The organism is Paenibacillus selenitireducens, assembly GCF_002021565.1.
GTDB classification, from domain to species: Bacteria; Bacillota; Bacilli; order Paenibacillales; family Paenibacillaceae; genus Paenibacillus_K; species Paenibacillus_K selenitireducens.
Map to the genome: position 1 here is coordinate 555,455 of NZ_MSZX01000002.1, position 12,512 is coordinate 567,966.

Annotated in this window: 11 protein-coding genes; 9 read left to right on the forward strand and 2 right to left on the reverse strand. The window is 46.6% G+C overall.

Annotated elements, in window-relative coordinates; all coding sequences use genetic code 11:
* Positions 1-21: 21 nt before the first annotated feature.
* Together ilvD and BVG16_RS06810 are read right to left on the reverse strand one after the other, a co-directional pair.
* Entirely contained in the window at positions 22-1,710 is a 1,689-nt protein-coding gene (ilvD, locus tag BVG16_RS06805; RefSeq protein WP_078497777.1) for a dihydroxy-acid dehydratase, read from the reverse strand.
* 142 nt (positions 1,711-1,852) lie between these two features.
* Entirely contained in the window at positions 1,853-4,039 is a 2,187-nt protein-coding gene (locus tag BVG16_RS06810; protein WP_078497778.1) for a M1 family metallopeptidase, read from the reverse strand.
* Between the two features lie 185 nt (positions 4,040-4,224).
* Between BVG16_RS06810 and BVG16_RS06815 the strand changes: the two genes are divergently transcribed.
* The 9 genes from BVG16_RS06815 to BVG16_RS06855 all read left to right on the forward strand — a co-directional run bounded on the left by BVG16_RS06815 (position 4,225) and on the right by BVG16_RS06855 (position 12,463).
* The gene (locus BVG16_RS06815; protein WP_078497779.1) at positions 4,225-4,560 is read left to right on the forward strand and encodes a DUF1904 family protein; all 336 of its coding nucleotides are present in this window, start codon (positions 4,225-4,227) and stop codon (positions 4,558-4,560) included.
* Positions 4,561-4,703: 143 nt separating this feature from the next.
* The gene (locus BVG16_RS06820) at positions 4,704-4,928 is read left to right on the forward strand and encodes a hypothetical protein (RefSeq protein ID WP_078497780.1); all 225 of its coding nucleotides are present in this window, start codon (positions 4,704-4,706) and stop codon (positions 4,926-4,928) included.
* 22 nt (positions 4,929-4,950) lie between these two features.
* Positions 4,951-5,646 carry a hypothetical protein gene (locus BVG16_RS06825; RefSeq protein WP_078497781.1) on the forward strand — a complete coding sequence of 232 codons (696 nt, stop codon included), beginning with the start codon at positions 4,951-4,953 and terminating at the stop codon, positions 5,644-5,646.
* Complete coding sequence (locus BVG16_RS06830; RefSeq protein ID WP_078497782.1) at positions 5,643-6,839, forward strand: glutathionylspermidine synthase family protein; 1,197 nt, start codon at positions 5,643-5,645, stop codon at positions 6,837-6,839. Before BVG16_RS06825 ends, BVG16_RS06830 begins: the two co-directional genes overlap by 4 nt.
* Positions 6,840-7,538, forward strand: a complete 699-nt coding sequence (locus BVG16_RS06835) for a hypothetical protein (protein WP_078497783.1) — start codon at positions 6,840-6,842, stop codon at positions 7,536-7,538.
* Positions 7,535-7,924, forward strand: coding sequence for a DUF350 domain-containing protein (locus tag BVG16_RS06840; protein ID WP_078497784.1), 390 nt, complete (start codon positions 7,535-7,537; stop codon positions 7,922-7,924). Before BVG16_RS06835 ends, BVG16_RS06840 begins: the two co-directional genes overlap by 4 nt.
* 30 nt (positions 7,925-7,954) lie before the next feature.
* Positions 7,955-8,161, forward strand: a complete 207-nt coding sequence (locus BVG16_RS06845; protein ID WP_078497785.1) for a hypothetical protein — start codon at positions 7,955-7,957, stop codon at positions 8,159-8,161.
* Positions 8,162-8,418: 257 nt separating this feature from the next.
* Positions 8,419-11,604: a DEAD/DEAH box helicase gene (locus BVG16_RS06850; RefSeq protein ID WP_078497786.1), complete on the forward strand. Its 3,186-nt coding sequence runs from the start codon at positions 8,419-8,421 to the stop codon at positions 11,602-11,604.
* Between the two features lie 64 nt (positions 11,605-11,668).
* Positions 11,669-12,463 (forward strand): polysaccharide deacetylase family protein, encoded by a 795-nt coding sequence (locus BVG16_RS06855; protein WP_408635308.1) that lies wholly within the window; start codon positions 11,669-11,671, stop codon positions 12,461-12,463.
* Positions 12,464-12,512 lie beyond the last annotated feature (49 nt).

Genomic DNA, 12,512 nt, shown 5'->3' on the forward strand with positions numbered 1-12,512 from the left:
GATTTTCATATGCGGAGGAAATTAGATTTTCATAACGCCGCCGGTACTCGCATTGGTTACAAGTTTGGAGTAACGTGCAAGGTATCCGGTTTTTACTTTTGGTTCAAAGCCTTTCCAATTCGCTTGACGACGTGCAAATTCTTCGTCGCTTACATCGAGAAGATTGATCGTCCGGTTCTTCAAATCCAATTCAATGATATCGCCGTCTTCTACGAATGCGATTGGACCGCCTTCAGCAGCTTCTGGAGAGATATGACCGATACTGATACCGCGAGAAGCACCCGAGAAACGGCCGTCGGTAATTAATCCGACTTTTGCACCTAGACCCATACCTACGATTTGCGAGGTTGGCGCCAGCATTTCAGGCATACCTGGTCCGCCTTTAGGTCCTTCATAACGGATAACAACCACATGGCCTTCTTTAACTTTGCCGTTAGCGATACCTGACAATGCTTCTTCTTGGGAATCAAAGCAGATTGCAGGACCTTTATGATAACCGCCAACCGATTTATCTACCGCACCCACTTTGATGATGGAACCGCGAGGAGCTAGGTTACCGAAAAGTACGGAAAGACCGCCTTCTTCACTGTATGGATCATCTAAGGGATGAATAACGTTGGTGTCTTGAATTTCACAGCCAGCTACATTCTCACGCAATGTTTTTCCTGTTACCGTAATGCAATCACCGTGAAGTGCGCCTTCTTTCTTGAACAATTCGTTCAGCACTGCGCTTACGCCACCCGCATTGTGTACATCTTCAATGTGGTAATCGGAAGCAGGAGCAAGCTTGGACAAGTGAGGAACGCGTTTTGCAACTTCGTTGATACGTTCAATTGGGTAATCAATTTCAGCTTCATGCGCCAAAGCTAAGGTATGAAGCACTGTATTCGTGGAGCCACCCATAGCCATATCAAGTGCAAATGCGTTGTCGATCGCTTCAATCGTGACGATATCACGAGGTTTAATATCGGCTTTGATCAATTCCATCAATTGAATAGCAGATTTTTTCACGAATTCCTTACGCTCAGGAGCTACGGCTAGGATCGTTCCGTTACCAGGTAGTGCCAAGCCAAGGCCTTCAGCTAAGCAGTTCATGGAGTTCGCTGTGAACATACCGGAGCATGATCCGCAAGTAGGACATCCGTACTGCTCAAGCTCAGTTAAGCTATTCTCATCAATTTTACCAGCCATAAATGCGCCTACGCCTTCAAATACAGAAGTCAAGGAAATCGCACGGCCATCACTTGTACGACCCGCTTTCATCGGTCCGCCGCTGACAAACATCGTTGGGATGTTCACACGAAGGGCACCCATCATCATCCCTGGCGTGATTTTGTCACAGTTCGGGATACAGATCATACCATCGAACCAGTGCGCGGATACAACGGTCTCAAGGGAATCGGCAATAATCTCACGGCTCGGAAGCGAGTAACGCATACCGATATGCCCCATTGCAATCCCGTCATCTACGCCGATGGTGTTGAATTCGAACGGCACGCCGCCTGCTTCACGAATGGCTTCTTTTACAATTTTACCGAACTCTTGCAAGTGAACATGTCCTGGAACGATGTCAATGTATGAGTTGCATACCGCTATAAAGGGTTTGTCGAAGTCTTCTTCCTTCACGCCTGCTGCACGTAGTAAGCTGCGGTGTGGCGCGCGGTCGAAGCCTTTTTTTATCATGTCTGAACGCATTTTCTTCGTCGTCATGGCTTTAACCTCCGGTTTTTTCGTACTGTTATTGGAATGATTAAAATTGAGTCTATCACAATCGACTCGCTTTTTCTAGCAATAGATGCAATAGTCATAATAGATATTTCCTATGACTTTATTGCTAAATCAGATCAGCACTTTATCCCATTAATTTCGAGAGTGGATTCTCAGTGTTTTTCTCTTGCAGCATCTTGCCGGTATGATCCATAAGATAGGATTGATAGAAGTTGCTTGAGAAATTAAGTGCCTCCATTACTTTCATCATGTAAGGTTGTAAGGCCTTCTCATTCAACTGATCACCTGTCCAGAAGAAATTCACCAGGAGACGATCTTTATTATACGGATGTTTGATCACATAGGCACCAGATACATCCTTCTGATTCATGGTATCTTTCCACGAGAATCCGATATCTGCGGAACGCTTCACGATTCCAGGCTTCATGGCTTGAATAAAGGCATTGGATTTCGCATTACCGATCACGATGATATTGCTGTTCGCAAGTTCTTTCTCTAACTTCGCTTTGACGACTTGCCGTTCGGTAACAACATTTGCTTGAATACCTAAGAACTCAAAGGACATTTTCATTTGCTGAGCCAATTGATCTTGCTGTGCTTTGGCAGTCTGGGATAATTGGTCACTTAACACGAGTGTTAGGGGTTCACCTTGCAGTGTCTTATAAATGATACGGTTCATCGACTCATACGGAACGGTTGGATTCTGATCAAACACGGCTTGGAATATGGCTACAATTTGCTCGTGCCAATAGGCGGCTTTCTCTTCAGTTGTCATCTGAAATTCCGGTTTCAATTCGAAATTCGGCTGACGCAGTGCCTTCTCCATCTCGTCACGCTGCGTTTGGCCAAGCGTATCTTCAATCGTCTGTAATAAACCGTCAATGGTCGCATTCTGATAGACATACCGGTTGAAATACGCTTTCATGAATTGATCGAATTTCTCTTCGCCTACGCTCCGGTACAATTGATAGATTGCTTGACGACCTTTACCGTAATAGACCGGATTCGCTAAATCTCCAACCTCTGTATTTGTTGAACTGATGCTTTTATCAAATGATTCGTCATCAACTTGGATGGATTTGAATCCATTCGTCGTATCTCCCTGCTTCTCAGAGAAATACACTTTCGAGAAATCCGCGAACCCTTCATCAAGGAACGATTCGGTTTCTGAGTTATTCCCGATTAAGGCATGGAACCATTGGTGGGCAATTTCATGCACGAATACGGTATCTTGCGAGGCATCGACTTTATTCTGGATCATGCCCATTTGGATCACGCGGGCAAATTCGACCGCTACACCTTGAACATAGGACTCCACGACCCGGAATTCAGGGTAGGGGTATTTGCCGTATTTATCGCTAAAAAAGTGAATCGCTTTGAACGCTTGATCGATGTATTGATCTATGATCTCTTTTTTGCCTTGCATATTGTCATAATAATAATATTGTACCGTTAGACCATCGCGCGTCTCGCTCGCCACTTTGAAATTCGGACTTGCAAAGAAGACAAATTCTCGGGTGTTATTTGCGACAGTGGATAGAATCTTACGTCCAGATTCCGCATCCTCATGCGCAGTGATCGTGCCTGGCATCGAGACTTGATACGAATAAGGTACATTCATATTCACTTTATAATCGGACGATGTGTAGTAATCTGATTCGAAAATCGTACTATAAGGTGTCTTGTCCCACTGATGTTTGTCCTCATCATAGACAGACATGACAGGGAACCAGTGCGCTCCATTGATGATATCTTTGTAGTAGGACAACCGCTGGGAACCATAAGGGAGTTTTACGTCAAAATCTAATTTGACCGTAATCGATTGACCAGGCTGCAGTTCTTGCCCCAGCGTTGCCGTTAAGGCTTGATTTTTATTCGTGAATTGCAATGCTTGTCCGTTCGATTGAATCTGTGTAATATCAATGCCGCCTAAGAAATCTTCAGGTTTGCGGTTCGGCTCTTCTTTCTGAATTTCTGCATTCGTTCTATTGAACATTTTAGCTTGCGTATCTTTCGAACGATTCGCATCCGCGAACGTATGGAATACGAGCTCTTTTAACGTATCTTTGGATGTATTGCGGAACACAACCGTCTGGCTGCCGTGCAGCGTCATATTTTTCTCATCTAACCGAACATCGATCTGGTATTGAATCGGGCTGTGGATTGCGGCTTCCTCTACGGATGACTTCGTCGTTGGTGCGGGCTCTGCCATCGCACTTCCCGTCGTTAGAATTGGGCTAATCGCTAGCGTAAAGACTAGTGAGCATGCCAGCATGCGTTTTTGCGTTTGTTTCCATTTTGATTGATTCATTTTATTCTCTCCTTGATGTTTCATCTATCAACACGTTACGTTAAGTATAGAAGCTGATAAATCGTTGCGCTATGCAAGTGACTTACAAGAACCTTACATTTACGTAATCTTGGAAGGAAAGAGTCTGCTTCGTTATAATGAGAGGTATAATTGTCAACAAATACAACCATAAGGAGGAGCATAACTTGCCCCATTTATTGATTAGAGGCGTAGAAGCCGAGAAGCTTGTCCAGGTTAGCCAACCGCTCGTTGAAGAGCTTGCCGAAATCTGCTCCTGCGGAACAGATAACTTTACGTTCGAGTGTTTACATACAACAGCGGTTTTTGGCGGAGCACTCGTGCCATCGTTTCCTTTTATTGAGGTGGGTTGGTTCGAGCGCGGCGATGATGTGCGAGATTGCTTCGCAGAGGCTGTTACGCGCCAAGTGAAATCTCTCGGGATTAGAGAGGTGGAAGTTGTTTTTACAACGTATGAAGAAAAGGCGTACTATATTGACGGCGTGCGCTGCGACAGACTCTAGATCATGAACGAATAGGCTATTGCGATGCCATAACCACGGCGACGTGATAGCTTTTTTTCTGTATGATACATGAAAAACGAAACATTTCTCGCGAATCGTGCGTATGAATGGTCATGCACAAATTTTTACAGGGGGGTTAGCTTATGGAAATGGGTATGATCGTACAATTAATTGAGAAACAATCGGATGGTAATCTTGTTCAAATTGATGAACGCCGCTGGAGCCGTGAGATGGTTGAGGCCCTTCACCATGTGAATTATGTAACCATTAGCGGCCGGGAATTTGAGACGATCGAAGGTCGGTTGAATGTAGAGAAGCAGACGATGGAGCTGCTGTTGATCGCAGTACGGAACCGATCATTGACTTAGATATGGAGAGGAGAGTTCATGGATGAACAAGGAGGACAAGAAAGACACACCGCTAAGGCTGCAATTGTTCGATCAAGAGGGTAAGCCGCTGCGGGTATTATCCACCTCCCTCGGGATTGCGCTGCTTGCGAATGTATTTCTGCTGCCAAGTGATGTTAATATGGCTTCGGCTGAACCGAATACGTCGCAGAGCACGACTGAGCCAGTGCTTGTAGAATGGTCCAATGATGACGTCAAAAAGTATTTTGATGCCGCCGTGGACTGGAATATTCCGTCCTTAGTATCGGATAAACAAGGAACGGAGGAAGAAGGTGATCAGGGGGGAGCTGGGGGAAGCAGCGGAGGAAGCTCAGGTGGTGGAACGACGGTTGTTCATACGACCTCTGGTTTCGGTTGGAATGATCTTTTGTTATATCACCTGATATTCAACCGAGGCAGCACCTACTCTTCGAACTCTTGGTATTCCAACCATACAGCCTATGATACGCGCAGCGGAAATGTATATAAACCGCAGAAGTATGGCGCAAGCACCTTCCAGAACCGAACGGTTCATGGATCATCTGTCGTACCCAAAACCTCGAAATCGTCCGGCTCGATTACGAAACGTTCCACGTCCTCGTCACCAGGAGGAATCGGTGGGAAATCAAGCGGGTTTAGCTCATCTGGTTCGAGCAGTGGTTCGAAGAGCGGCGGAAGCTTTGGGGGATTTGGCGGATGATTGACGAGGCATTTTACGTCTTGGGCAGCCCTGCGCCGAATCGGCAGGATCGCGTGGGTACGCTGGCCGACCTTGGCTTCACATGGGCGGATCTTGAGGGTGATCCATATTGGATAGATCAATTGGTCGTGATCCAGCGGAATGTATATGAAGAATTGGAGTTGGCCTCGCAGCAGTTGTGGCACATTTTCGATAAGACAGTTCGGTTTACCTTGGGAAAGCATGACTTGTATCGGATGATGGGGATTCCTGAGGTACTATGGCATGGTTTGGACACACTTGAGATGGAGGAAGCAGGTGCGATTAGTCGGTATGCACGATTTGATTTTGCGATTTCAAATGGCGGTGACATCAAGCTGCTGGAATTGAACGCGGATACGCCTACCGGATATGTTGAAGCATCCGTGGTAACACCTTGGATGTGTGCCCAGTATGGTATATCGTCTCCGAATGAGATCATGAAACAACTTGTTGCAGATGCATGGGCGGTTGAGCAACCAGATACCGTCGCTTGCGTGGCGTACGGGATACATGCAGAAGATAGCGGGACGATCGATATGTTGGCTCGACATAGTGGCCGGGAGATGGTTCATGTAGACTGTTTAGAGCTATGGGTGGATCAAGGCATACTAAAAGACGCTCAAAACCGTGTGATCGAGCGTTTATTTGCGCTGTACCCGAAGGAATGGATGGCGATTGACGATGGCGGGGATGCCCTCGCTTATGCGATGGAGATGGAGCATGTGAAATTGTTCAATTCACCGCATGCCATCATCTTGCAATCCAAGGGTTTGCAAGCGTTGATCTGGGGGATGCATGAATTAGGTTTACTGTATACCGAAGAGGAGCATGCCATCATTGAACGGTATATGCTGCCTACCTATAATAAAGCGGTTTTTGACGGGAGCTACGTCTCGAAATCGATGTTCGGCCGTGAGGGCGGTTCGGTGCAATTATTCGATCCGGCAGGGCAGCTGGAAGTGAAGGATGAGGCAGGATTTGATACGAGCCGCTATTTTCCACTGGTCTATCAAAAACGAGCGGATCTCGCACAAGTGGAGCTGGATGCAGGAACGTTTCATTTATTGACCGGCATATTCGTGATCCATGGCAAGCCATGTGGTTTGTTGGGGCGTGCTGGCGGTTTGATTACAGGAAATGCAAGTCATTTTGTTGCGTTGGGGGTGCAATAAATGAGTTTATATGATCAAGGACGACGACCTAACTCAGGTTCAGGGGATGGTAGAATTTTTAAATTCATTATCGGTATCGTTGGATTCTTCGTGATTATCGCATTCGCGACAAATGCATGCTCGAATCAGAGTAATGATGTGTGGGATGATTCGGCGATAAGCTGGGATACATCCGGAGCGGGATCCGAACAGCCTAATAACACCGTGCCATGGGATTATCGGATCCTGGAAGGTACAGTAGGCGATATTATCGGCAGTGACATGACGATTCTCCCAGACAATGATCTGCTTGCAAATGACGATAATTATGCAACCGGAGATAAAATATGGACACTCCAAGCGATGGAAGCAGATATGACACCGAATGCAGATGGCAAGGCGTCGGTATCGCTTACCCCTTGGACAACATTGAAATCTTACAAAACGGAGCAAGCGGCCAAAGATGATATCGATAAGCTGAAGATTCGGTTGAAGACAGAAGTGGATCTCGTGGGGGTGTATAAGACATCCTATCAGAATCAAACGAGACAATTCGCCGTACTGACGATGCCTACAGGTCAACAAATCAAGCAGCCGATTGATGAGAAACAATATGATAAGCTGAAGCCGTTAAAAAAAGCATCTGTTGTCTTAGAAGAAGTACATGATTTCGGAAATTACGATTTGGCGTATACCAAGTTTAGGGGGTGGGCTTCATGATCATATTTAATATTTTTATTAGTATTGTTGTCATTATTATATTACAATTACTGGGAATGGTCGTTTTTAGTTGGATGACACCCTACAATGATTTAGAAGAGTTGAAAAAAGGGAATGCAGCTGTAGGGCTCGCGATGGGTGGTAGGTTCTTCGGAACAGCGATATTGCTTGGCGTATCAGCCTATACGAATGCATCAATCTGGCATATGATCCTCTGGTTCGTCGTGGGCTATGTCTGCTTAATCGTCTCCTATTGGGTGTTCGATTGGGTGACCCCTGGACTCCGGTTGTCTGAGCATTTGCAAAAAGGTAATTTAGCGGTGGGAATCTTACTTTGCTTCGTGTTTATTGGCATGGGCTTTGCGGTAAGCAGTCTTATTATCTAAATCCTTAGGTACGTACTGGAGGTGAGATTTGTGGGTAAAAAAACCAAAATAATTTTCAGTACGGTCGTTCTCGTGATGATCTGGACCATCATGTTTATCTCTTTCGGATTTTCTTATCAAGCTTACTTATATGGAGGTCTGATCAGCTTGGTCACGGTGCTAGGTATATTGTCTGTTGAGTCAAGTATTGATAATAGCATTTATCTGAACAAGCTCCAGAATAAGAATAAATGGTAGTGCAGCATAAAGGACCTCCGGGTCCTTTTTTTGGTCTATGGAATTGTGTAACCCAATACATGTATCATAAGAGGGGTATCTCATAGTCAATTATGAAAGTTACGATTTATCATGAAATTAAGATCGAATTCGGATGGGAAATCCGATGGAAATGAACATTTTTACAACAATGTCGGTTATACTGAGTACAGTGGATATTGAACGATGCCGCTTAACTCAAGAGTCGGTTAGGGACTTTGGCGGAGGGGAATTACATATTGGTTAGAGACGAGCAGTGGAATGGATTATGGCTGGAAGATCGTTTTTATTTCTATAGATGGGATTGGAAAGATGTAAAGGATATTGAAGATGAATTAGAGAGCATTCGCATGCGTGCGGAAGAGACTGGTGACCGCTTATGGAGACCTTGGGTTCAGCGAAGAGTGGAGCTCTGTTTTCCTCCGGGCTGGCAGACGGACACACCTGGGCAGGAGACTAGATCTATATTTGGTACGGTACGGGATGTTATCGGGTTTACATTACCGGCGCGCTCCATCGTTCAACTGTTAACGAAATCGGATTACGAAATCGAGTTACAGCAAGTGTTGGGATTGAAGGAACCGGGGCTGATCGGAAAGGATTTGCATTACTGGCGTCGATGCGCATTATTCGCGCAAGATCTAATTACAAGAGAGAGCTGGGTCCCTGATGTCGAGATCGGGCTGAAGACAGGAAAGGCGATTTGGCGGCCGAACTTGGAACGTGAACAGGATATGGAGATCTTTTATCGACTTGCGGAAGGGATGTCTGCATCCAGCCTTGCCATGGTGGGGCGTGATGAAGCGAGACTTACGTGGCGCACGCCTGAGGAGGCGCTATTCTCCTTCCTTATCGCTATCGTAGACAGCAGCGTGCGCGATCGCATGAACCTTAAAGAACAACCTTGGAAAGATCTTGTGATGCCTCGAGACATGCTGGAGGATCGCGTAGCTGCGATGTGGTGGAAATCGGTCAAATCGCCGCAAGCGGCTGTTAATTTCGCTGCGAGTACGCAGGAGATCGAACAATTAGCAGCAGATATACAATCCTGGATCAAAGCGTATCATCCGCTGCGCTCTCCCCAAGAAACAGCAGAATTACGGTTAGGCGTTAGGCTTTCCGTTGATTCAGAAGAAGAACAGCAACAGGAGGATTTATCGCAACAACCGATATGGCGTCTTCACGTATTCCTGCAACCAGCAGATGATCTAAGTTTATACATTCCTGTGGAGGAAATTTGGCAGGAAGAACGGTCAGAGACACGTTGGTTTCATCGTCGATTTCGACATATTCAAGAGGTGTTGCGCAGAAAATTGAAAGAAGCATCACGCGCCTATCCGCCGCTAGGACGCTTGCTTGAAGTGTCTGAAGTGGATGGAATTGTGCTGAACACGCAGGATGCATATCAATTTCTATTACGTTATGCCCAGATTCTGATGGATGGCGGTGTTGTCGTTGAATTGCCTTCCTGGTGGACGGCTGCAGGTCGAAGAAGACTTGGCGTGAAATTGAGCCTTGCAAACCGTCTGGAGGCTCAGCTGGAAGAGGGATCTGCCAACGTGACACAAAGCCGGTTCGGGCTGGAGCAACTTCTTCAATTTGACGCCCAAGTCGCGGTGGGCGATGAACCTATTTCCTTCGAAGAGCTCGAAATGCTCACGCGGTTACAACAGCCGCTCGTACAATTTCGAGGTCAATGGCTAGAAATAAATCCTGCAGATGTGGAGCGGGCTGTCCATTTCTTGAAGGACCGAACATCGGTTGAAATGACGCTGGGCGAACTCATGCATCTTGCAGCGGAAAGTACAGAGGGACTTGCGGAGTTTGATGGCATTCCCGTATCGGGATATGAGCTGCCAAGTCGTCTTCGTACCTTTCTGGATGGAGATTGGATGCTTCAAATGAAGGAGCGCGATGTTCCGGATAACCTTCATGGGACATTACGAACGTATCAAGTAACAGGGTTTCAATGGCTTGCATCCATGCGGGATCTTGGATTTGGTATCTGCTTAGCTGATGATATGGGACTTGGGAAGACGGTTCAGATCATCTCTTTATTATTAGATACCGATTGGAATGCATTGCGAGAGGCAGCGCATCAGCAGCAAGCCGCGATGGGGCCTGCGTTAATTATTTGCCCTACATCCTTGTTAGGCAACTGGCACCGCGAGTTAGCACGATTCGCCCCTGATTTACGTGTCTATATTCATCACGGCAGTGCTAGGCCTCAGGAGGATGACTTCATTCGAGAAGTGCACGACTATGATGTTATACTCTCTACTTACAATTTGGTTGGCCGCGATGAATCTACATTCCGGAGACTACGGTGGACGTACCTGATTCTGGATGAAGCACAGAATATTAAAAATGAGCATGCAAAGCAGACGCAGAGTATTCTAAGACTTCGCTCCGATTATCGCGTAGCGGTAACCGGGACGCCTGTAGAGAATCGTCTAAGTGAGCTATGGTCGATCTTTCGCTTCCTCAATCCCGGCTTCCTAGGGTCAGCATCGAATTTCCGTACCCGGTTCGCCCTTCCTATCGAACGGGATCATGATGAAGCCAAGATGGATCGATTGAAGCGGCTCGTAGCCCCATTTGTATTGCGCCGCGTGAAGACAGATCCGAACATTAGTAAAGATTTGCCAGATAAGATCGAGACGAAGGCGTATTGCAACTTGACCAAAGAGCAGGCTGCGCTTTACCAGACGACAGTAAGAGGGATGCTCGAGCAGATTGAGACAGCGGAAGGCATGAAGCGCAAAGGATTTGTCATGGCGAGTCTGACGAAGCTGAAGCAAATTTGCGATCATCCGGCTCTCTTCTTACAGGACGAACAATCACACGAGAAGCGATCAGGTAAGATGGAGCAGCTGCTTGACTTAGTTCGCAGCATCCGAGATGCCGGGGAGGCCGTTCTGATTTTTACACAATATGTGAAAATGGGACATATGCTCGTGGAGCAGTTGCGTGCAGAGTCAACGCTTACGCCGTTATTCCTGCATGGAGGCGTACCGAAGAAGGATCGGGATACGATGGTTGAACAATTTCAACGTCCTGACGGTCCTGATATTTTTGTCCTTTCTGTAAAGGCGGGGGGCGTCGGGTTGAATCTGACGCGTGCGAACCATGTCATTCACTTTGATCGTTGGTGGAATCCTGCTGTAGAGAATCAAGCCACAGACCGCGCGTTTCGCATCGGCCAAACACGGAACGTTCAAGTGCATAAATTAATTTGCACAGGGACCTTGGAAGAGCGTATCGATGAGATGATTGAGTCCAAACGTGCGTTATCAGAACAGGTCGTCGGGTCAGGAGAGATGTGGATTACCGAGTTGTCGACCGCACATTTGCGCAGTCTGCTCGAGCTTCGCGAAGAGGCGATTGAGGAAGAAGATTCCGAGAACGGGGAGTACGCTACATAATCTGTACATATGTGGAGAAGCTATAACAATTCATGTTTATCAGAGCTAAAGAGCTATAGGAGTGTTGAATAAACAAATGTTATCGTACCTCTCATTGTTGCTGATGCTTACCCTCCATCCGGATACGCATGTGCCTGAGCTTGTGAAGGAAATTCCGGTTGCCGCTTCAATTGAGCACAAACCTTCGGGGAAAGGCCGCAATTACTACGAGTCCCGTGGCGAAGCCGTATGGGATGTTCCGATGAATCGCAAACTTGTAGCCTTAACGTTCGATGACGGGCCAGATCCGAATCAGACGCCGGAAATCCTGGATTTATTGAAGAAATATGATGCGAAAGCGACGTTTTTCGTGGTAGGTAAAAAGGTGGCTCTGCAGCCTGAACTCTTGAAACGTGAAGCTAAAGAGGGTCATGAAATTGCGAACCATACGTATAACCACATCTATTTCAACTACAAAGTGCCGGTGAACAAGCTGGAAAAGGAAATTAGCGATACGCATGCCCTAATTGCGAAGCACACGGGACAACAGCCGCATCTATTTCGCCCACCTGGCGGGATGTTCAATGAACAACTCATTCAATTGGCGAAGGAAAAAGGTTATCTCGTTGTGCTCTGGTCCTGGCATCAGGATACCAAAGATTGGCGTTCTCCAGGTGTGAATTTTATCGTCCAAAAGGTATTGAATAATATCCGCGGCGGCGACATTATCCTGTTCCATGATTGGGTGGAAGGTCCGAAGCATAGCCAGACGGTCGAAGCCTTGAAGATTATCTTACCTGCCTTACAGGAAAAAGGTTATTCGTTCGTCACCGTGTCGCAGCTGATTGAGACGAACAAAATCGTACCCGCTAAGAAATAAAACCGAAGCGAAGCACCTTCCTAGATCATTAGAGTATGATTCGGGAGGT

Excerpts from the sequence above, each read along its gene's own strand:
- ilvD (WP_078497777.1), bottom strand. The coding sequence starts at position 1,710 with ATGACGACGAAGAAAATGCGTTCAGACATGATAAAAAAAGGCTTCGAC.
- BVG16_RS06810 (WP_078497778.1), bottom strand. The coding sequence starts at position 4,039 with ATGAATCAATCAAAATGGAAACAAACGCAAAAACGCATGCTGGCATGC.
- BVG16_RS06820 (WP_078497780.1), top strand. The coding sequence starts at position 4,704 with ATGGAAATGGGTATGATCGTACAATTAATTGAGAAACAATCGGATGGT.
- BVG16_RS06825 (WP_078497781.1), top strand. The coding sequence starts at position 4,951 with ATGAACAAGGAGGACAAGAAAGACACACCGCTAAGGCTGCAATTGTTC.
- BVG16_RS06830 (WP_078497782.1), top strand. The coding sequence starts at position 5,643 with ATGATTGACGAGGCATTTTACGTCTTGGGCAGCCCTGCGCCGAATCGG.
- BVG16_RS06835 (WP_078497783.1), top strand. The coding sequence starts at position 6,840 with ATGAGTTTATATGATCAAGGACGACGACCTAACTCAGGTTCAGGGGAT.
- BVG16_RS06840 (WP_078497784.1), top strand. The coding sequence starts at position 7,535 with ATGATCATATTTAATATTTTTATTAGTATTGTTGTCATTATTATATTA.